This window comes from Methylosinus sp. LW4 (assembly GCF_000379125.1).
GTDB lineage: Bacteria > Pseudomonadota > Alphaproteobacteria > Rhizobiales > Beijerinckiaceae > Methylosinus.
The window spans coordinates 2,988,894-3,009,088 of sequence record NZ_KB900626.1 but is presented as its reverse complement, the minus strand read 5'-3'; the positions used below and the strand labels follow the sequence as shown (position 1 = coordinate 3,009,088).

Below are 20,195 nucleotides of genomic sequence, written 5' to 3'. Positions count from 1 at the left end.
GGTCTCAATGTCCTCGTGCGCGATGCGCGCTCAGCCGAAGCGGCCGGTGATATAGTCCTGCGTCTTCTTGTTCTGCGGCGCGGTGAAGAGATTATTGGTCTCGCCGAATTCGACGAGATCGCCGAGATACATGAAGGCGGTGAAATCGGAGACGCGCGCCGCCTGCTGCATGTTGTGGGTGACGATGGCGATCGTGTAGCGCTCCGACATTTCGTCGATGAGCTCCTCGATCTTCGCCGTCGAGATCGGGTCCAGCGCCGAGCAGGGCTCGTCGAAGAGGATCACCTCCGGCTGAATGGCGACGGTGCGCGCGATGCACAGACGCTGCTGCTGGCCGCCCGAGAGCCCCAGGCCGCTCGAGTTCAGCTTGTCGCGCACCTCGTCCCACAGCGCCGCGCCGCGCAGCGCCGCCTCGACGCGCCCGTCGAGCTCGCTGCGCGAGAGCTTCTCATAGAGGCGGATGCCGAAGGCGATATTGTCGTAGATCGACATGGGGAAGGGCGTCGGCTTCTGGAACACCATGCCGACGCGCGAGCGCAGCAGGTTGAGGTCGACGCGCGGGTCGAGGATGTTCTCGCCGTCGAGCAGCACCTCGCCCTCGGCGCGCTGCTTGGGATAGAGGTCGTACATGCGGTTCAATATGCGCAGCAGAGTCGATTTGCCGCAGCCGGACGGGCCGATGAAGGCCGTCACCTTATTGGTGTAGAGCGGCAGCGAGATCGATTTCAGCGCCTTTGTCGATCCGTAATAGAAATCCAGATCGCGAACCGAGACCTTGGTCGGAATGGTGGCTTCGACAACCGGCATGGCGGTCATTTGTGTTTTCCCTGGCTGCTGAGCGCGCGCGCGGTGATGGAGAGCAGAAGGACGGCGATGGTGACGAGCAGAGCGCCGGTCCAGGCGAGCTGCTGCCAGTCCTTGTAGGGCGAGAGCGCGAATTGGAAGATGACGACGGGCAGGCTGGAGACCGGCGCGTTGAGATCCGTGCTCCAGAACTGATTGTTGAGCGAGGTGAACAGCAGCGGCGCCGTCTCGCCGGAGACGCGCGCAATGGCCAGCAGCACGCCGGTGACGATGCCCGATTTCGCCGCGCGATAGGCGACGCGCATCAGCATATGCGAGCGCGGCAGGCCGAGCGCCGTCGCCGCCTCGCGCAGCGGCAGCGGCACCAGCAGCAGCATGTCCTCCGTGGTGCGCACGACGACCGGCACCACCAGCACGCCCAGCGCCAGCGCGCCCGCTATGCCGGAGAAATGGCCGACGCGGGCCACCACCACCGTATAGACGAAGAGGCCGATGACGATGGAGGGCGCGCTGAGCAGAATGTCGTTGATGAAGCGCACGAGGGTGCTGAGCTTCGAGTAGCGGCCATATTCGGCCATATAGGTGCCGGCGAGCATTCCGAGCGGCGTGCCGAGCAGCACGCCGATCGTCGTCATCACCAGCGAGCCGGCGATGGCGTTGAGCAGGCCGCCGGTGGCGCCGGGCGGCGGCGTCATCTCGGTGAAGACGGCCGGCGAGAGGCCGCGCGCGCCTTCATAGATCAGCGCGCCGAGGATCAGCACCAGCCAGGCGAGGCCGAACAGCGTGCCGGTCCAGCACAGCGTCGTGGCGACGATATTGATGCGGCGGCGGGAGGAATAGAGGGACAAGGGTCAGGCTCCCGATTTCTGCTCGATGCGCATCAGCATGAAGCGCGCCGCCGCCAGCACGAAGAAGGTGATGACGAAGAGGATGAGGCCGAGCTCGATCAGCGCGGAGGTGTAGAGATCGCCGACAGCCTCGGTGAACTCATTGGCGATGGTCGCCGATATGGTCGTGCCCGGCGCGAGCAGCGAGCTCGAAACCTTATGGGCGTTGCCGATGACGAAGGTGACGGCCATCGTCTCGCCGAGCGCGCGGCCGAGGCCGAGCATGACGCCCCCGATCACGCCGACGCGCGTGTAGGGAATGACGACATGGCGCATCACTTCCCAGGTCGTGCAGCCGACGCCCGAGGCCGCCTCCTTCAGCACCGGCGGAACCGTGTCGAACACGTCTCGCGAGATGGAGGTGATGAAGGGCAGCACCATGATCGCCAGAATAAAGCCCGCCGTCAGCATGCCGATGCCATAGGGCGGGCCGGCGAAGAGGCTCGACAGCACGGGAATGTCGCCGGTGAGCGAGATCAGCGCCGGCTGCACATGCTGCTGCAGGAAGGGCGCCAGCACGAACAGGCCCCAAATGCCGTAGATGATCGACGGGATGCCGGCGAGCAGCTCTATGGCGACGCCGATTGGCCGGCGCAGCGCATGGGGGCAGAGCTCGGTGAGGAAGATGGCGATGCCGAGGCCCAGCGGCACGGCGATGGCCATGGCGATGGCCGATGTCACCAGAGTGCCGTAGATGGGCGCCACGGCGCCGAATCTCTCGGTGACGGGATTCCACGATTCCGTCGTCAAAAAGCCGAGGCCGAAGGCTTTTATCGCCGGAAGAGAGCCATAGACGAGCGAGAAGATCACCCCGCCGAGAATGAGCAGGACGAGCACCGCGGCGGCGCGGGTCAAATTATGAAAGAAGAAGTCGAACAAGGCCATGCGGCCGAGAACTTGCCGGCGGTCGACTTCGGCGGCGCGGGGCGACGCTTCTACGATTGCTAGGTCCGACACGCTATTGTCTCTCGTTTGGCGGTTGAAGCCGACGTCCATCGCGCGCTCCCGAAGGCGGATTTTTCATCTTGAGGTCATAGCGCAGGTCTCGGGAGAACTCACCGCGTCGAGCCGCGCCGCGTCGAAAAGAAGCGGGCATGGCGCATTCGCGGGCAGGTCGTTTCGCGACATTCCACATCTTTCGCGACATTCCACACCTGCGGCTCTCGCGCGTCTCGCGAGCCGCGCCGGCGAAAATCCCTTTTCGCCGGCGCGCAGACGATATTTTAGTTCGAGGCCAGCGGCTTGCCGCTCGCATCCTTCACATTGGCCGCCCAGCTCTTCTTGATAAGAGCGACGACATTGGCCGGCAGCGGGATGTAATCCAGCTCCTCGGCCGCCTTGCCGCCCTTGGCGAAGGCCCAGCTGAAGAACTTCAGCGCCTCGCCGGCCGCGGCCGCATCCTGCGGCGCCTTGGGCAGCAGGATGAAGGTGGCGGCGGTGATCGGCCAGGACTGCGCGCCCGGCTGGTCGGTGAGGATCTGATAGAAGCCCGGCGCATTGGCCCAATCGGCGTTGGAAGCCGCGGCCTGGAAGGTCGGCGTCGTCGGGGCGACGGTCTTGCCGTCCTTGTTGACGAGCTTGGTGAAGTTCAGCTTGTTCTGCTTGGCGTAGGCGTATTCGACATAGCCGACCGCGCCCTTGGTGTTGGCGACATTGTTGGCCACGCCCTCATTGCCCTTGGCGCCGATGCCGACCGGCCATTCGACCGAGGCGTTCTCGCCGACCTTGGCCTTCCAATCCGGGCTGACCTTGGACAGGTAGTTGGTGAAGTTGAAGGTGGTGCCCGATCCGTCGGAGCGATGCACGACGGCGATCGCGGCGGAGGGGAGCTTCGCCTTCGGATTCAGCTTCTTGATCGCCGCGTCGTCCCAGCTCTTGATCTCGCCGAGGAAGATGGAGGCGAGCGTCTTGCCGTCGAGGACGAGATCGCCGGAGGCGACGCCGTCCAGATTGACGACCGGCACGATGCCGCCGATCACCTGCGGCCATTGGGTGAGGCCCGCGGCCTCCAGCTCCTCGGCCTTCAGCGGCTGGTCGGAGGCGCCGAAGGTCACGGTGCGCGCCTTGATCTGCTTGATGCCGCCGCCCGAGCCGATCGACTGATAGTTGAGGCCGTTGCCGGTCTCTTTCTTATAGCTGTCCGCCCATTTGGCGTAGATCGGATAGGGGAAGGTGGCGCCGGCGCCGGAGATGTCGATCGCGAAAGCGGCGCCCGCCGTCGCCACGGCCAGGGTCGTCGCCAGAGCGACGCGATGGAAAACTTTGGAAAGCATGTTCGGTCTCTTTCGAGCTCGAGGTTCACTGTGTCGGCGCGCGTCCAGCGCCCCAGCGAGGCGCACACTAGTGGCGCGTAGCGAGGGTTTTACGACAGCGGGATGACTGTCACATGACAGTGTATCTTGCTGATTTATTTGCTGAATTCGCGACTGCTCAGGCGCCGTCGGGCTTGTCCGGGTCGATCAATGGCAAAAATACGCGAAAAGTGGCGCCTTTTCCTGGCGCGGAATCTATGGCGAGCCTGCCGCGGTGGCGAGCCACGATATGCTTGACGATCGCGAGGCCGAGCCCGGTGCCGCCCTTCGCGCGGCTCTTGCCGGCGTCGACGCGATAGAAGCGCTCGGTGAGGCGCGGCAAATGTTCCGGCGCTATGCCTGGACCGTGGTCGCGCACCGAGAAGACGGCGGAAGCGCCGAGCGGGGAGAGCGTGATCTCCACCGGACCGGCGCCATATTTGATCGAGTTCTCGATGAGATTTTCGGCGACGCGGGCGAGCTCGTCGCGGTCGCCCGGCACCACCACCGTGCCCTCTATGTCGAGCTTCAGCTCTATCCCGCCATCCTCCGCCATGGGCGCCAGTGTGTCGACGATATGGGCGACGAGAATTCCGAGATCGACCGGCGTGTCTGGGCGCAGATGCAGATGCTGCTCGATGCGCGAGAGGGAGAGCAGATCGTCGACGAGGCGGGACATGCGCTGCGCCTGATCGCGCATGATGGAGAGAAAGCGGTCGCGCGCCTTGGCGTCGTCGCGGGCCGGCCCCTGCAGCGTCTCCACGAAGCCGAGCAGCGAGGCGAGCGGCGTGCGCAGCTCATGGCTGGCGTTGGCGACGAAATCGACGCGCATGCGCTCGACGCGGCGCGATTCGGTGAGGTCGCGCAGGCTCACCACGGCGGCGTTCTCATAGCCCTCGAGGCGCAGCGGCGCGATATGCACCTCGAACCAGCATTCCACCGGCAGGCGCTCGAGCCAGATGACCTTCTCCGGCTGGCCGCCGCGCAGCACGCGATCCAGCGCGTCCAGCACATCCGGCGAGCGCAGGCTGCGGGCCAGCGGATCATTGGGCCGCAGCGAGGGCAGCACGGAGCGCGCGGCGCGATTGGAGGCGACGATGCGCGCCTCCGAATCGATGACGAAGACCGCCTCCGGCAGCGCGTCGATGACGAGGCCGAGCAGAGCTTCGCCCTGATAGCGTCGGCGTAGATCCGGCATCGGTCCTCTCGTCATTTCTTCTGGCTCCGAAAGGGAGCCCCCTCAATCGCGCGACCGCTGCGCGGCGCAGATCACTCGCGCGTCTCCAATATGCGGGCGATGGTCTCGCGCAGGCTGTTCCAGCGCCGCGAGCCCTCGTCTGCGCCGAGAAGCGCGAGCGCGAGAATAAAGGGTAGAAAATAATAGATGACGCGGAACAGCAGCAGCGAGGCCAAAAGGCTCTCCTGCGAATGCGACGGCAGCGCGTTCAGCATCGTCGCCTCGAAAACGCCGATGCCGCCCGGCGCATGGCTGATGACGCCGAGAATGCAGGCGAAGACATAGACCGAGACGAAAGTCGCGAAATCGAGATCGACGTCATGCGGCAGCAGCGCATAGAGCGCGGCCGCGGCGCAGCAGAGATCGGCGACGCCGAGCAGAGTCTGGCCGCCGGTGGGCGCGAGGCCGGGCAGCTCGAAGAAATGCCCGCGCAGCCGCACCCGGCGCCGGCGCAGCGATACCCAGACGATATAATAGACGACGCCGGCGCAGGTCGCGAGGCCGAGCCCGAAATTGAGGAAAGCCGGCAGCTTGTCTATGGCGCCGAGCTCGCCGGCGCGCGCCATGAGGCCGACGCCGACCACGGAGGTCATGCCGAGCCAGAAGGTGACGCCCGCTATGACGGTGACATTGGCCACCTGCACGGCGGTGACGCCGACGCGCGCATAGATCCAATAGCGGACCGCCGCCGCGGTGACGACGGGAAAGCCGAGATTGAAGGAGAAGGCGTAGCTCGCGAAGGAGGCGAGCGCGGCGATGCGATAGGGCACATGCAGCCGCAATTGCCGCAACGCCAGCGCGTCATAGCCGGTGAGCGCGACATAGGAGAGCGCGGTGAGCAGCAGGGCGGCGAAAATCTGCTCGGCGCTCATCGCCGCTATGGCGGCGCGAACGTCTGAGAATTTGACGCTGGAGATCGCGCTGGCGAGGGCGAAGCCGGCGAGCGCGAAAACTGCGAGGCTGGCGACGCCGCCGAGCGCCTTGCCGAGATTGGGCGCGATATAGCGGCGCGCCGTCGCCAGCAGATCGAGGCCCGCGTTTTGGCCCGGATCGGGCTTCGCCTCGGCCGGCGCGTCGACGCCGGCCTCCGAAAGATCGCTGTCTGGCCGCTTCAATTTCGCTCTTTCCTCGATGCGTCGTCGAATATGCGCGGAATAGGCCTCTTCGATACGACGTCGGGCGGCGGAGTTCAAAGGCGATCGGCGGGCCTCGCGGCGTCCGTTCATAGGAATCTCGTTTGTCCCTGTTGCGCGCGCCCGCGGGCGGCGGGATGAGACGCCGGCGCGGAGCCCGCCCATCGTTCATCCGCGCGTCGCAAGAGAACGTCGCGGGGAGAGCATGGTTCGGTTTCGCCCCGAAGCGTGACGATAAGATGACGCGGCGGCCCGGACCGTCATGCGAAGGGGCCGTCAGAACAAGCCATGCACGAACCAGCGCGGCGGCTGGCTCTCGCGGCCGAAAAGCCCCTCGCGAAACAGCCAGAAGCGTCCGCCCTCCCGATCCTCCACATAGAAATAGTCGCGGGTGGCGGCGTTGTCCGGCGCGCTCCACCATTGCGGGGCGATGCGCTCCGGCCCCTCATAGGCCGCGAGCTCGTGCAGCAGCCGGCGCCAGCGGAAGCGCAGCGGCGGCCCGTCGGGCGTGAGCGCCACCGCCTCGATCGGCTCCGGCCGCTCGAACAGCCGCAGCGGCCGCGCCGGGACGCCCGCGCGGAGATAGGGAGGCGGCGCGGCTTCCTCCACCGCGGCAGGGGCGGTGGCGGCGGCGGGCCGCAGCGCGACGGCGAGCTCTGGAATATGCGAGGCCTGCGGATAGGCCCGCAGCACGCGGCGCGGCCCGAGCCGCGCGCCGAGGCGATCGACGAGATCGTCCAGCCGCGCGTCATTCGCAGTTTCTCGTCCGGCGAGGCCGAGATCCTCTTGCGGCGCATCGCAGCGCTCGACCCGCGCGGCGCCCAGCCGCAGCACATCATAGCCATAGCCCGTGTCGAGCCCCTCCTCCGCCAGCACGGCGAGGCGCTCGCGCAGCAGCAGGGCGATCGTGTCGGGATCGCGCAGCGGCCGGCTGGTTCCCGTCTCTATATGCGCGACGGCGCCGTCGACGCGGTAGAAAACCGCCTCCAGCTCCCGCGCGCCGACGCCATGGCGCTCGAGCAGCAGGCACAGCTCGTGGGCGAGGCCGTGAAGCGTGCGCTCTATGTCCTCCTGCCGCGTGAGCCCTTCGGGAAAGCGGCGCTCGGCCATGAAATCCGGGGCCTCGAAGCGCGGCGAGATCGGCTCGCGGCGGCGGCAGGCGATGGCGTCGAGCCGCGCCATGGCTTCCGCCCCGAGCCTTGCCGTGAGCGGCGCGCGCGGCCGCGCCAGCAGATCGCCGAGGCTGCGCAGCCCGGCGCGGTCCAGCCTTTGCCGGGCTTCCGCATCGAGATCGAGCGCGGCGATGGGAAGGCCGGCGGCGATCGCCTCCAGCTCCTCCCCGCTCGCGCCCTCCGCCACATGGCGCCGGCGGGAGAAGCGGGCCAACGCGCGCGCCAGCGCCGGGCCGGGCGCGATCGCTCCTCTCGCCGCAAAGCCCTGGGCGGCGAGGCGGCGCTCGACCTCCGCCAGCAGCGCCGCCTCGCCGCCGAAGAGATGCGCCGCTCCCGAAATATCCAGGAGCAGCCCATTCGGCGGATCAGCCGCGGCGAGCGGGGTGAAGCGTCGGCACCAATCGGCGATCCGCCCCAGCAGCTCGGCGTCGGCCTGCGGGTCGGCCTCGGCCAGCCGCAGGGCGGGGCGCATGGCGCGCGCGTCGGCGACCGCCATGCCGGGGACGAGCCCGGCCGCCTCGGCGCGCGCGTCGACGGCGGTCAGCCGCTCGGCGCCGCCGTGCTTGGCCCAGACGGCGAAGGGCGCCTCCGCCTCAGGCGAAGGCGCCCTTTTGCGCGCGAGCCGGTCGGTCGCAAGGCGCGGCAGATGCACGGCGAGGCAACGCATGGAAAGGCGCCCCATGGAACTCGGCCTCCTGATGATCGAAAACAATGTCGCGCCAGGCCTGCGGGTCGAAGGCGCCGACGAGGCCGCGCGCCTTGACGACGCGCAGGCGGAAAACGGGCGGACCGGGCAGGGGCCGCGGCGCGCCCTCGGCCCGCGGCGGCGGCGCGGCGGCGGCGATCTCGAAGCGCGCCTCGGCGGCGCTGGCCAGCCTTTGCGCGGCGCCGGCCGCGCGCGGCAGCAGCAGCAGGCCGGCGCAATCGCCGCGGCGGGCGGCGAGCGCCAGCCGGCGCGAGGCGGTGAGGTCATAGGCGCTCGCATCGGCCCAGCTCTCGGCGATGACGACGGCGGCGCCGCTCTTCAGCGCCTCCTCCATGGCCCAGAGCGTCTCGCGCGGACGGCGCGTGCGCGCCAGCACCAGAAGCTCCGGCGGCAGGCCGGCCGCCTGCAGGCCCCGCCCATAGGGCAGGCCGAGCTCGCGCGCCGCCATATCCTCGGCGATCCAGATGATCCCGCCCTGTGGTCGCAGGCGCAGCCGGCGCAGCGCCAGGGCGAAGGCGAAGCCCGCCGCCGCCGCCGCGTCGGTCGGCCGCGCCGGCAGCGCCTCGCGCAGGCCGCCGCGGCCGGGGTCGAGCAGGCGCGACAGCCCCTCGTCCCGCGGAGCCGCCGCAGGCGCGGGCGCGCCGCCCGCCTCCAGCGCGGCGATCCGACGACGCAAAAAAACAATGCGTTCCGATGAGCCGCTGCGCGACATCGGGTCCCCGATCTCCAGATTGTTTCCTATTTGTTCTCATGCTGACTCCGCTGAGGGGGAGAGTCAAGCGGGGTGCTTTTGGGGTTTCTCCGGCGACCGGCGGCTTTTGCGGATCGGCGAGAAAGGCCTACGGCAATTCAACTCGATCGGAGCCGAATCCATGCCGAATCTGCGGTGAGCGGGCCGTCGAACTGAAGCCGAGCCTGCCGGCGCAAAAAATGATCATCACGATTGGATGAAGAGTTTTTCGAGTGAGCTGCATCGAACAGCAGCGGCCGGAGCGCACAAAAGCGCTTTGACGCGCTCACCTTTGAAAACAAAAATACTTCCGCCTCTCCCCGGGGGAAACCCCGCCGGGGAGGGCTGCTCATATCGCCGACTATCTCGTCGCGTCTGGCGTCACGCAGGGACGCAAGTGTCTGGAACCGGACAAACCTCGGCGCAATGCGGAGACTCGCCGTCGCATTCCGTGCACTTCTTGGGGTCGATGATATAGGTGTCGCCCTTCATGCGAATGGCGGCGGTCGGACAGTCGAACTCGCAGGCGCCGCAGACGGTGCATTGCGACGCGATAATCTTCAAAGCCATGTAACTCTCCCCGATCGTTCCTCGGACGCGGCGCCCGCGAAACGGCGCCGCGCGTCTCGACGCGACAATCGGGGGTAAGCAAGAATCGTTTCAATTCGCATCCGCCGGCTCCGCTCGCGGCGGATCGCCGCGCCGGCGCGTCCGGCGGCGGCCTCGAAATCCCACATTGCCCGTAGACTAATAATCCGCTTAAATCCGCCAGCGAGCGCGCCGCGGCGCCAAAAAACGAGGACGGAAATGCCGATCGACAGCAAGCATCCCGAGACACTGGCCCTCCACGCCGGCTGGCGTTCCGATCCGACGACCGGCGCCGTCGCGCCGCCCATCTATCAGACGACCTCCTACCAGTTCCGCGACACGGAGCACGCCGCAAATCTCTTCGCGCTCAAGGAGCTGGGCAATATCTACACGCGCATCGGCAATCCGACGACCTCTGTGCTCGAGGAGCGTCTCGCCGCGCTCGAGGGCGGCGTCGCGGCGCTCGCGCTCGCCTCGGGACAGGCGGCCTCGGCCTTCGCGCTGCAAAATCTCGCGCGCGCCGGCGACAATGTCGTCGCCTCCACCGATCTTTATGGCGGCACTTGGAATCTCTTCGCCAACACGCTGAAGGACCAGGGCCTCGAGGTGCGCTTCGTCGATCCGAGCGACCCGGAGAATTTCCGCCGCGCCACCGACGATCGCACGCGCGCCTATTACGCCGAGACTCTGCCGAACCCCAAGCTCACCGTCTTCCCCATTGCGGAAGTCGCGGCGATCGGCCGCGAATATGGAATTCCGCTCATCGCCGACAACACCGCCGCGCCGCTATTGGTGAAGCCGCTCGAGCATGGCGCGGCGATCGTCGTCTATTCGACGACCAAATATATCGGCGGCCATGGCACGTCGATCGGCGGCGCCATCATCGACGGCGGCAATTTCGATTGGGAGAAGTTTCCCGCGCGCCAGCCGGCGCTCAACACGCCGGACGCCAGCTATCACGGCGCCGTCTGGGTGGAGGCGGTCAAGCCGCTCGGCCCCGTCGCCTATATCATCAAGGCGCGCACGACATTGCTGCGCGATCTCGGCGCCGCCGTCTCGCCCTTCAACGCCTTTCTCACTCTGCAGGGCATAGAGACGCTGCCGCTGCGCTTGGAGCGCCATGTCTCCAATGCGCAGGCGGTCGCGGATTTTCTGTCGAAGCGCGCCGAGGTGACGAAGGTCATTCATCCCTCGCGCCAGAGCGGCGCGGAGCGCGAGCGCGCCGATAAATATCTGAAGGGAAAATATGGCGCGCTGGTCGGCTTCGAGCTCGCCGGCGGCCTCGAGGCCGGCCGGCGCTTCATCGATGCGCTGAAGCTCTTCTATCATGTCGCCAATATCGGCGACGCCCGCAGCCTCGCGATCCATCCGGCGACGACGACGCATTCGCAGCTGTCGCCGGAGGCGCAGCTCGCGACCGGCGTCACGCCCGGCTATGTGCGCCTCGCCATCGGCATAGAGCATATCGACGATATTCTCGCCGATCTCGATTCCGCGCTGAAGGCCGCGGCCTGAGTCACGCAACGCTGGCGTCATGCGCCGCCCGTCGGGCCGGCGCATGTTTCGCGAGCGGCGTCAGGCGCAGCGGCAGCGCGCCTTTCGGCCGCAAGGCGAAGGTCGGCGCCAGCTCTAGCCGATGGCCGGGGACGGTCTCGAAGCGGAACTCGCGCAGCAGCGTCGCGACGATGGTCGCCATCTCCGTCAGCGCGAAGCCCATGCCGACGCAGATGCGCGGCCCGGCGCCAAAGGGCAGATAGGCGTAGCGATGGCGCGCCTTCGCCCGCTCCGGCGAGAAGCGGTCGGGGTCGAAGGCGGTCGGCTCCTCCCACAGCTTCTCGTGCCGATGCAGGCACCAGGTCAGCACATAGATGGGCTCCTTCGCGGCGACGCGATGGGAGCCGAGCGTCGTGTCCTCGCGCGGCTGGCGGCCGAGCGCGGCGAAGGGCGGGAACAGCCGCATCGACTCCTGCAGGACCTGCCGCGTGAAGGCGAGGTTTTCGACCGTCTCCGGCGTGATCTCGCCGTCGCCGGCGACGCGCTCCGCCTCCTCGCGGGCGCGCTGCTGGCTCGCCTGATCCTTGGCCAGCAGCCAGAAGGTCCAGGCCAGCGCGACGGCGGATGTCTCATGGCCGGCGAGCAGAAAGCCGTGCAGATTGGCGACCAGCTCGGCGTCGGTCATCACGCGGCCGCTCTCCGGGTCCTTGGCCGACAGCAGAAGGCCGAGAATATCGCGCGTCGGCTCGGGCCGGGCGCGACGTTCGGCGAGCAGCTTCACCGTCTCCTCATGCAAAAATCGCGAGCCGGCGCGCGCCGAGAGCAGGCCCGGATAGGGCGTCCAATCCGGCGGCAGACGGAACATGGTGGCCAGCATGCGCCAGGCGAAGCTGCCGAGAACCGGCCGCAGCGCCGCGATGAAGCGCTCGCCGTCGAAATTCTCCGAGGCGCCGAACACCGCCTTCTCGATGACGGCGAAGGTCGTGCGCGACATGGCCTCGGTGATCTCCACCTCGGCGCCGTCGCCGAGACGCCGCCATTCCTCGGCCTGCGCCTGCGCGCAGCGGACGAAGAAGGGAACCAGCGCCAGAATATTCTCATAGCGAAAGGCCGGCGAGATGGCGCGCCGCTGCCATTTCCATTCCGCGCCTTCCGAGAAGAACAGCGTGTCGCCCTCGACAGGCCCGCGCAGCGCCTTGGCGGCGATGTCGTCGCGGCGAAAGGCCTCGGCGCGCGTGACCAGCAGCTCCTCGATCAGCTCGGGGTCGACGACATAATGCATGGGCGGAATGACCGGCCACAGGCCCTGCGAGGTGAAAAAATCGGTCCGATAGGCCTCGGGCGCGTAATTCTCGAGATAATTATGCGTCACCGCCCGATAGGACGGCTTCCGCCGCGGGCTGAAGGGCATGAAATCAGCATCGTGAAACATGAGGGCCTCCGCAATGATCGAGCTCCGCGGCCCGATGCTATCGGCGAGAAATTCGCTTTTTCTGTGATCCGGCGGGACTCGCCGGCTTTGCGGCGCCGTTCGGCCGCGCGCCCGGCCCTCGAGGCCCGGATGACGCGCGTGGCGGTTGCGTCCTCCCGCGATTGGCGGCATTTAGAAAAAATCCTGTCACCCGCGGCCCCGCCGGGCCCGCCCTTGAAAAGAGCGAGAGAGAATGAGCGCGACCGAGACCACCTCCACGAACTGGCTGCCCGACGCCAAGGCGGCTTTCGCCTCCGTGGAGGCGTTGTACGGGCAAGCGCTCGCCGCCGTCCGCGCCCGCGTCACCAAGGACGGCAAGCTCTCCAATGAGCTGATCGAGGTGGAGCAGCACGCCGCGCACGGCCTCTCCTGGTTCGCCACCTATGTGCAGGGCCTGCGCGAGCTGCTCGCCTACGCCGATCGCCTCTCGTCCGAGGGCGCCTATGGCGAGGTGGAGAATCTGCTCACCCGCATCGCCTTCGCCGAATATCTGGCGCAGGTCTTCGGCGGCATTCCGATGAGCCAGGGCGAGATCGTCCGCCTCTCCGATTTCGGCCTCTCGCCCGCCGATATCGCCGCCGCCCATATTCCGCAGGTGGACAGCCTCATCGCCTCCGGCCTCACCAGCGCCAATCGCGCCCGCCTCGCCGAGCTGATCGACCACAATGGCGCCGCCGAGACGATCGGCGCCACCGGCCTCGACGAGACGCTGGAGGCCATCCGCAGCGAGATGCGCAAATTCGCCGGCGACAATGTGACGCCGCACGCCCATGAATGGCATTTGAAGAACGACTACATTCCGCTCGAGGTCATTTCCGGCCTCGCGGAGCTGGGCGTCTTCGGCCTCACCATTCCCGAGGAATATGGCGGCTCCGGCCTCGGCAAGATCGCCATGTGCGTCGTCTCGGAGGAGCTGTCGCGCGCTTACATCGGCGTCGGCTCGCTCGGCACGCGCTCGGAGATCGCGGGCGAGCTGATCCTCGTCGGCGGCACAGAGGAGCAGAAGCAGAAATATCTGCCCAAGATCGCCACCGGCGAGATCCTGCCCACCGCCGTCTTCACCGAGCCGAACAATGGCTCCGACCTCGCGAACCTGCGCACCCGCGCGACGCGCGAGGGCGACGTCTACAAGGTGGTCGGCAACAAGACCTGGATCACCCATCCGGTGCGCGCCGATGTGATGACGCTGCTCGTGCGCACCAATCCCAATGAGAAGGGCTACAAAGGCCTCTCCATGCTGCTGGCCGAAAAGCCGCGCGGCACGGATGAGAACCCCTTCCCGGCCAAGGGCATGACCGGCGGCGAGATCGAGGTGCTCGGCTATCGCGGCATGAAGGAGTTCGAGATCGGCTTCGATAATTTCGAGGTGCCGGCCGAAAATCTTCTCGGCGGCGAGGAGGGCAAGGGCTTCAAGCAGCTGATGGAGACCTTCGAATCCGCCCGCATTCAGACGGCGGCGCGCGCGCTCGGCGTCGCTCAGGCGGCGCTCGATCTCGGCCTGCGCTACGCCAAGGAGCGCGTGCAATTCGGCAAGCCGCTGTTCGCCTTCCCGCGCGTCTTCGACAAGATCGTCACAATGGCGATCGAGATTCACGTCGCCCGCCAGATCACCTATTTCGCCGCCCGCGAGAAGGACGAGGGCAAGCGCTGCGATCTCGAGGCCGGCATGGCCAAGCTGCTCGGCGCGCGCGTCGCCTGGGCGGCGGCGGACAATGCGCTGCAGATTCACGGCGGCAATGGCTTCGCGCTGGAATATCCGGTCTCCCGCGTCCTCTGCGACGCGCGCATCCTCAACATCTTCGAGGGCGCGGCGGAGATTCAGGCGCAGGTCATCGCAAGGCGTCTGCTGGAGGGCTGAGACGAGAGGCGAGCTGTCGGTCTCGGCGCTGGAGCGGGCCGAGCATCGATCTCGGGCGCGCCCGAGATCGGCAATTCGAAGAGCCGAAGCCGGGCGAGGCCCGACTTCGGCGCTGGCGTCTCGAAGAGCTGCGCCGTTTCGCAGAATTATTTCCGATAGACGTTTCCGTCCTGGCCCACGACGACGAACTCGCCGCCGTCGGCGACTGCGACGCTTTTCGACGTGAACGGAACCATGGACCAATCGGCGACGGAAGTGTCGCTGGCCTTCGCCCAAAGAGTATTCGTCTGCGAATTGGCGACGACGACATGTCCATCCGCCGACGCGGCGATGTCGTTCACGGCGACGCCCGCTTGCGTCCAATTTCCGCCGAGATCGCCACGATAGACATTCTGATCGACGCCTATCGACCAGAGTCTGCTCGCGCTCAGCGGGGCGACCCGCAGGGCTTTCCCAGGGACCTGCGTCCAGGCCTCGACATCATTGTCGGCGTTCTTTCTCCAAATCGTGCTGTCGGCGGAGGTGACAACGACGGTTCCGTCGGCCGCAGCGCCGATCGTCGCCGCGCGCCGTCCCACGACCGACCATTGCGCGCCATTGTAGCGATAGACGTTGCGGTCGGACGCGCCGATCGCATAGACGCTGTTCAGATTGACCACCGCGACATCGGCCATCGGCGTCGGCGCTTGCAGTTGCGTCCAGACATTGTCGCCCGAATATTTCCACAGCGAGCCATTCTGCGAGTTGACGACGATCGTCACGCCGTCGCCGCCCCGAGCGACCCGCGAGGACGTGACGCCGATCTGGGCCCAGAGCTGGCCTGCGCCCGAAGGCGCCGCAGGCGGCTTCGTCGCGCCGAGCGAAACGATCACGCCATTGGCGGGGACGCCCGCCGAATTGACCAGAAATACGAGATAATAGCCGGGCGGCGCGATATTGGCGCTGGACGGCATGGCGATCGAGACGCTCTTGCCGCTCTGCGTGAAAGTGGCGGGAACATAACGCTGACCGCTGTTGAAGCTATGCGTCGTCACGCTCAATCCGATGACCGCGACCTTGGAGATCGTGTCATTGCTCCACATTGCGACGCTCAGCGTCCCGCCGTAGTTCAGACTGGTCGCGCTGATCGACGACACCACCGGCCGCGGCGCGAGAACGGTTTTGCCGTTCTGCGTCGTGAACAAATAGGGCGGATAATAGATTTCCGCGTTGAAATTGTTCACGGGGCCGGGAACGCCGCCGCCGGTCGAGAGGATCGTCGCGTCGGGCAACAGCACGGCGGAGGAATGATAGCCGCGATAGACGGCCGCGCTGGCGGCGACGGTCCAGGCTCTGGTCGCCGGATTCCAGATTTCGGCGGGGTAGACCGCGTCCGTTCCGGCATTGTCCGCGAAGCGCGAGCCGCCCGTGACGACGACCTTGCCGTCCGGGAGCACGGTCGAATTCGCCCACTGACGCGGATTGCTCATCGGCGTCTGCTCTGTCGTGACGGGGCGGCCGCTCGTGATGTCGATCACGGTCGCCGCAGCGCTGGAGGGCGTCGCATAGCCGTTCGCAGGACCATTGCCGCCGACCTGCAAAATTCGGCCGATGTCGAACATCGTGGCCGTCGATGTGGGTCCGGTGTTCGGAGTGGCGGTGGTGCTGAAGCTCGTCTTGAAATTCCCGAGCGTGGCGATCGACCCGGCGCTGGCCGGATTCAGCATCCACATTTTTTCGGCGGAAAGGCCGAACACTTGTCCGTTCGGCGCCACCCACATGCGCGGGTACCACCAACGATTGAAGTCCGGCCCGAAAGCGTCGCGGCTCGTCGCGCCGGTCAACGCCGACCAGCCGGAGCCGGGCGTGTAGATTTCAGGCGTCTGGGAGATGTCGCCCCGCGACAGCGCGCCGGCGACGTCGTTGAACGCATTGGTGGCGTAGGGCGCGCCGCCGCCGCCGATCAAGGCGCGTCCGTCCGCCAGCGTGATCATCGACGCATACCAGCGCCGATAGGCCGTCTGGGCGGCGACGGCCGTCGGCGTGTCGCGCGAGGGATCGAACAAGGTGCTCGCCTGGGAGGAGAGGCCGCTGGCCGCCGAGTCGCCGCCGGTTATGAGCATGGAGCCGGAGGTCAGCAGCGTCGCGGCGCTGCAGAAGCTGTCGACAGTCTGCGCATTGGGGAGAGTGAAATGCCCCGCCGGATCGTCCAGTCCCCGCGCAGGATCCCAAAGGTCGAAAGTCCGGCCGTCCTGAATTCCATTGCCGAGCGGGGATCCATAGGTCATGACCACGCCGGTCGGCATCAGCGCGGAATGCAGGCCGATGATCGGCCATCCCTTCACCGGCGACCACATGCCCTGGCTCGGCGCGGTCGCCGGCATGTCGAGATTAGCCATCAAAGGGTCGGGCTTGTTCGCGACCAAGACTTGCGCAGAGGCTGGAAGAATCGCCGCAGTTTGGATTAGCAGCGCCGCTATATTTCGACGAGTCGCCGGTAATATCAACACAATCATCTCCGCGATGGACTGAAGCTTTTGCCGCGGAGCCACATTTCGGAAATTGTCGGAAATAACAATTGAAACCAAATATTAATATTAATCGACCGATCTATAGGAAAATCATGGAAAACCTCGGCTCGCGATAACGGAGCGTGCGGCGCCCTCTCTCGCTTCGATTGCTGAAGCGCGGCAATCCACCACGGTTGCCGTCGCCCCTTCCCCTTCCCAAATGGAGTCGTGTGGGCGTTCAACGAAAGACGAAAAACATGACCAATATTGCCGTTCACAATGGGGCCTGGGTTCTCGTCGGCGACGGCCGCAGAGCCCTGTTTCTGCAAAATCACGGCGATCCCGATCTGCTCGATCTGCGCGTCGTGGAGGCGCGGGTGGATGAAAATCCGCCGACCCGCGAGCAGGGCAGCGATGCGCCGGGCCGCGCCTATGGCACGGCGGGAGCGCCGCGCAGCGCCGTGGAGAACGCCGATTGGCACGAGCTGGAGAAGGAGCATTTCGCGAGAACGATCGCCGAGCGCATCAACACCGCCGCCGAGGCCGGCGAATTGAGCGAGATCGTCATCATCGCCCCGCCGCGCGTGCTCGGCGACCTGCGCCAGGAGCTGAGCCAAAAAGCCAAGAGCAAGGTGAAGGGCGAGCTGGACAAGGATCTGACCCGCCATCCTCTGCCCGAGATCGAGAAGGCGCTCGCGCGCGAGTTCCGCGCGGAAGGGTGAGCCGCGGCATTTTCGGACCCCGGCGCAGGGGCGGCTCTGCGCCGGGCTTTTGATTCGCTGCAAAAAAAAGCTGGACGCAGTCTCGGCTTTAATCATACTAATTTGATAGACTATATATATTAAAGGAGCGTCAGATGCAGCTTCTCCACCACCTCGCTCATCGCCCGTCGTCCTCCGGCGGCGCGCTCATAGCCTATGTTCTCGTCGTCTTCGCCGCCGACTCGGCGATCGCGACGCGCGCCCAGGAGGCGCGCATCGAGGACGTTCGGGTCGGAGCCGAAAGCTCGGCGCGGCGAGAGGACACGACGCTGCGCGAAACGCCCCGCTCGGTCGGCTTCGTCGATTCCAAGAAGGCGGAAGAACAGCACCTCGAGCGCCTCTCGGACTTTTCCCAGCTCGTGCCGAATTATCGACCCAACGAATCGAATCCCATCGCATCGCGGCCCGCCATCCGTGGCGTGGGCAGCACGGTGGGGCAGCTCAGCCGCGGCTCGATCAACGCCGTCGGCGCCGAATTCGACACCGGCTACATCCTCGACAATATTTTCTGGAAATACGCCGGCTTCCAGGCTGGCGACCTCGTCGACATCTCGTCGTTCGAGCTGGCGCTCGGCCCCCAGGGAACGGCCGGCGGCAAAAATACGACGGTCGGCAATGTGGTCGTCTCGACGCAACGGCCCTCCTTCGAGCGCCAGGCGACGATCGAGACCAGCTTCGCCAGCTACAGCCGCATCATCGAGAAGCTGAACGTCACCGGGCCGATCATCGACGACAAGCTGGCCTATCGCGTCACCGCCTATTTCGACAAGGGCGATGGCTGGATTCGGGATCAGGTCACCGGCGCGAGCTATCTGAACAATGATCGCTGGGGCGTGCGCGGGCAGCTTCTCTATGTCGGCGACGACGTGACCGACCGCTTGATCTTCAGCGCCGGCGCGCAGCACGAATATACGGCGATCGGCGCCTTTACGACGGGACCCGTCGGCGACACGTCGCTCATCTACGCCAATGGCACATTGCCGGCGCGCAGCTACGCGCAGAATGTCGCAGCGCGGCTCGGCAAGCGCATTCTCACTTTCGATCCCTATCGCCCCTATGACACGAACGCCGGAGGATTCGGCGAGCGTCACCTCATGGTCTCGAACGAGCTGAGCTGGACCTTGGGCCGCCACACGCTGACGTCGCTCACCGCCTTCGGAAATTCGCGGGTGATCGGCAATAATCCCTTCGGCAATCAGGAGCTCGAGACCAGCGTCGGCGTCTTCGCGCCCTATGTCGATCAGTTCTCCCAGGAGATCCGGCTCTCCTCGCCCAAGGAGGACCGCCTCGAATGGACCACTGGACTCTTCTCGCTCTACGAGAACGCCTGGAGCCGCACCTACACGCGCTTCGGCGCCGACGCCGCCGCCTGGTACAGCCGGCCGGCGCTGCTGCGCGGCCTGCAGAACAATCGCGACAGCAAATCGCGGACCTTCAGCGTCGCCGGCTATGGGCAGGGAACCTATCACATTGACGACGCATGGGCGCTCACCTTTGGCGTGCGCGACAGCTACGAGGTCAAAGAAGGCTCCGTCTTCAGCTGGGATCAGCTCTACGCCAATCAATATACATTCGCCCAGCAGGAGGCCGCCATTCGCGCCGGCGGCGGCCAGGCCTTGTTCGATACGGGCGGACAGAGCAAGACCTTCAACTCGGTCACAGGGATCTTCAATCCGCAATATAAATTCGACGACCATCTCCTCTTCCACGCGCTCGTCGCGCGCGGCGAGAAATCGGGCGCGATCAACAATTCGGCCCAGCCCATCCTCGACAGCGCCCTCAATTTCAAAGGCTGGCAGCCTCTCGTCACCAAGCCGGAAACCTCCTGGGACTATGAGCTCGGCGTCAACACCAGCTGGCTCGACGACCGCCTCATCGCCAATTTCAATGTCTACTGGAACGACATCTATAATTTCCAGACGAGCCTCACCGACGCCTCCTACACGGACAGCACGGGGCAGCCGATCCGCACCTCCTATCTCGGCAATGTCGGCCATCTGCGGCTGCGCGGCTTCGAGTTCGTCGGTCGATGGAGCCCTGTGGAGCGGCTGTGGCTCTCCTTCAACGGCGCCTATACCGAGGCGCGCTGGATCGACTACGCCAACGCCACGCCGCCGACCGATTGGATCTGGCCGACGACAGCGGGCTCGCTCTCGGCGCCTCTCACTCTGTCACGCTCCAACACGCGATGGGAGAATCTGCCGCTGTGGTCGTTCAATGTCGGCGCGACCTACGATCAACCGCTCGGTCCGCTGCTCCGCGGCTTCGGACCGGAATGGGATCGTTCCATCACCGGCTTCGGCTATGTCAATCTGGCCTGGCAGGACAAGACGCAGCTCACCGATCCGCACTCTGTGCTCCAATACTGGCAGCCGCCATTCGCCATAGTGAACGCAGGCCTCGGATTGCGGACCGATGACGAGCAATACAGCCTGTCGATCTGGGCGAAGAATGTCTTCGACGAGCGGCCGCTCTATTCGTGGTCGCCGGGCGACGCCAGCAATCCCACCACGATCGGCCTGCCCAGCCAGCCGCGCGTCTTCGGCGGCACGCTGCGCGTCAAGCTCTTGTGAC

General features: G+C 66.2%; 15 protein-coding genes. 4 read left to right on the top strand and 11 right to left on the bottom strand.

Features of this window, described 5'->3' with window-relative positions:
- Nucleotides 1-30 precede the first annotated feature (30 nt).
- The 9 genes from pstB to METLW4_RS27085 form a co-directional block, all read right to left on the bottom strand.
- Nucleotides 31-816, bottom strand: a complete 786-nt coding sequence (pstB, locus tag METLW4_RS0115025) for a phosphate ABC transporter ATP-binding protein PstB (protein ID WP_018267049.1) — start codon at nt 814-816, stop codon at nt 31-33.
- Nucleotides 813-1,652, bottom strand: a complete 840-nt coding sequence (gene pstA, locus METLW4_RS24975; RefSeq protein ID WP_018267048.1) for a phosphate ABC transporter permease PstA — start codon at nt 1,650-1,652, stop codon at nt 813-815. The genes pstB and pstA overlap by 4 nt, the downstream gene beginning before the upstream one ends.
- A gap of 3 nt (nt 1,653-1,655) precedes the next feature.
- Nucleotides 1,656-2,687, bottom strand: coding sequence for a phosphate ABC transporter permease subunit PstC (gene pstC / locus METLW4_RS0115015; protein WP_083919275.1), 1,032 nt, complete (start codon nt 2,685-2,687; stop codon nt 1,656-1,658).
- 227 nt (nt 2,688-2,914) lie between these two features.
- On the bottom strand, nt 2,915-3,964 hold the full coding sequence (gene pstS / locus METLW4_RS0115005; protein ID WP_018267045.1) for a phosphate ABC transporter substrate-binding protein PstS: 1,050 nt from the start codon (nt 3,962-3,964) through the stop codon (nt 2,915-2,917).
- Nucleotides 3,965-4,121: 157 nt separating this feature from the next.
- A complete protein-coding gene (locus METLW4_RS0115000) occupies nt 4,122-5,180 on the bottom strand; it encodes an ATP-binding protein (RefSeq protein WP_018267044.1) in 1,059 nt (352 codons plus the stop codon).
- Nucleotides 5,181-5,251: 71 nt separating this feature from the next.
- The gene (locus tag METLW4_RS0114995) at nt 5,252-6,445 is read right to left on the bottom strand and encodes a lysylphosphatidylglycerol synthase domain-containing protein (RefSeq protein ID WP_018267043.1); all 1,194 of its coding nucleotides are present in this window, start codon (nt 6,443-6,445) and stop codon (nt 5,252-5,254) included.
- Nucleotides 6,446-6,628: 183 nt separating this feature from the next.
- On the bottom strand, nt 6,629-8,191 hold the full coding sequence (locus tag METLW4_RS0114990) for a Y-family DNA polymerase (protein ID WP_018267042.1): 1,563 nt from the start codon (nt 8,189-8,191) through the stop codon (nt 6,629-6,631).
- Entirely contained in the window at nt 8,118-8,906 is a 789-nt protein-coding gene (locus METLW4_RS26565) for a hypothetical protein (RefSeq protein ID WP_245258460.1), read from the bottom strand. The genes METLW4_RS0114990 and METLW4_RS26565 overlap by 74 nt, the downstream gene beginning before the upstream one ends.
- A gap of 435 nt (nt 8,907-9,341) precedes the next feature.
- Nucleotides 9,342-9,530, bottom strand: a complete 189-nt coding sequence (locus METLW4_RS27085) for a 4Fe-4S dicluster domain-containing protein (protein ID WP_018267040.1) — start codon at nt 9,528-9,530, stop codon at nt 9,342-9,344.
- Between the two features lie 237 nt (nt 9,531-9,767).
- Here METLW4_RS27085 and METLW4_RS0114975 point away from each other — a divergent pair, with 237 nt between their 5' ends.
- Nucleotides 9,768-11,063 (top strand): O-acetylhomoserine aminocarboxypropyltransferase/cysteine synthase family protein, encoded by a 1,296-nt coding sequence (locus METLW4_RS0114975; RefSeq protein WP_018267039.1) that lies wholly within the window; start codon nt 9,768-9,770, stop codon nt 11,061-11,063.
- A 1-nt stretch (nt 11,064) separates the two neighbouring features.
- On the opposite strand, the gene METLW4_RS0114970 is transcribed toward METLW4_RS0114975, so the two are convergent.
- Entirely contained in the window at nt 11,065-12,474 is a 1,410-nt protein-coding gene (locus METLW4_RS0114970) for a cytochrome P450 (protein WP_051079684.1), read from the bottom strand.
- Between the two features lie 232 nt (nt 12,475-12,706).
- Between METLW4_RS0114970 and METLW4_RS0114965 the strand changes: the two genes are divergently transcribed.
- Entirely contained in the window at nt 12,707-14,371 is a 1,665-nt protein-coding gene (locus METLW4_RS0114965) for an acyl-CoA dehydrogenase family protein (RefSeq protein ID WP_018267037.1), read from the top strand.
- Between the two features lie 146 nt (nt 14,372-14,517).
- Here the strand turns inward: METLW4_RS0114965 and METLW4_RS0114960 are convergent, their stop codons facing one another.
- Nucleotides 14,518-16,749: a galactose oxidase-like domain-containing protein gene (locus tag METLW4_RS0114960; RefSeq protein ID WP_018267036.1), complete on the bottom strand. Its 2,232-nt coding sequence runs from the start codon at nt 16,747-16,749 to the stop codon at nt 14,518-14,520.
- A 368-nt stretch (nt 16,750-17,117) separates the two neighbouring features.
- Between METLW4_RS0114960 and METLW4_RS0114955 the strand changes: the two genes are divergently transcribed.
- Both METLW4_RS0114955 and METLW4_RS0114950 read left to right on the top strand, forming a co-directional pair.
- Nucleotides 17,118-17,582, top strand: a complete 465-nt coding sequence (locus tag METLW4_RS0114955; RefSeq protein ID WP_018267035.1) for a baeRF12 domain-containing protein — start codon at nt 17,118-17,120, stop codon at nt 17,580-17,582.
- 134 nt (nt 17,583-17,716) lie between these two features.
- Nucleotides 17,717-20,194 (top strand): TonB-dependent receptor, encoded by a 2,478-nt coding sequence (locus METLW4_RS0114950; protein WP_018267034.1) that lies wholly within the window; start codon nt 17,717-17,719, stop codon nt 20,192-20,194.
- Nucleotide 20,195: the final 1 nt, after the last annotated feature.

Excerpts from the sequence above, each read along its gene's own strand:
- METLW4_RS0114970 (WP_051079684.1), bottom strand. The coding sequence starts at position 12,474 with ATGTTTCACGATGCTGATTTCATGCCCTTCAGCCCGCGGCGGAAGCCG.
- METLW4_RS0114960 (WP_018267036.1), bottom strand. The coding sequence starts at position 16,749 with ATGGCTAATCTCGACATGCCGGCGACCGCGCCGAGCCAGGGCATGTGG.
- METLW4_RS0114995 (WP_018267043.1), bottom strand. The coding sequence starts at position 6,445 with ATGAACGGACGCCGCGAGGCCCGCCGATCGCCTTTGAACTCCGCCGCC.
- METLW4_RS0114990 (WP_018267042.1), bottom strand. The coding sequence starts at position 8,191 with ATGCGTTGCCTCGCCGTGCATCTGCCGCGCCTTGCGACCGACCGGCTC.
- METLW4_RS0114955 (WP_018267035.1), top strand. The coding sequence starts at position 17,118 with ATGACCAATATTGCCGTTCACAATGGGGCCTGGGTTCTCGTCGGCGAC.
- pstB (WP_018267049.1), bottom strand. The coding sequence starts at position 816 with ATGACCGCCATGCCGGTTGTCGAAGCCACCATTCCGACCAAGGTCTCG.
- METLW4_RS0114975 (WP_018267039.1), top strand. The coding sequence starts at position 9,768 with ATGCCGATCGACAGCAAGCATCCCGAGACACTGGCCCTCCACGCCGGC.
- METLW4_RS0114950 (WP_018267034.1), top strand. The coding sequence starts at position 17,717 with ATGCAGCTTCTCCACCACCTCGCTCATCGCCCGTCGTCCTCCGGCGGC.
- METLW4_RS0115000 (WP_018267044.1), bottom strand. The coding sequence starts at position 5,180 with ATGCCGGATCTACGCCGACGCTATCAGGGCGAAGCTCTGCTCGGCCTC.
- METLW4_RS0114965 (WP_018267037.1), top strand. The coding sequence starts at position 12,707 with ATGAGCGCGACCGAGACCACCTCCACGAACTGGCTGCCCGACGCCAAG.
- METLW4_RS27085 (WP_018267040.1), bottom strand. The coding sequence starts at position 9,530 with ATGGCTTTGAAGATTATCGCGTCGCAATGCACCGTCTGCGGCGCCTGC.
- pstC (WP_083919275.1), bottom strand. The coding sequence starts at position 2,687 with ATGGACGTCGGCTTCAACCGCCAAACGAGAGACAATAGCGTGTCGGAC.
- pstS (WP_018267045.1), bottom strand. The coding sequence starts at position 3,964 with ATGCTTTCCAAAGTTTTCCATCGCGTCGCTCTGGCGACGACCCTGGCC.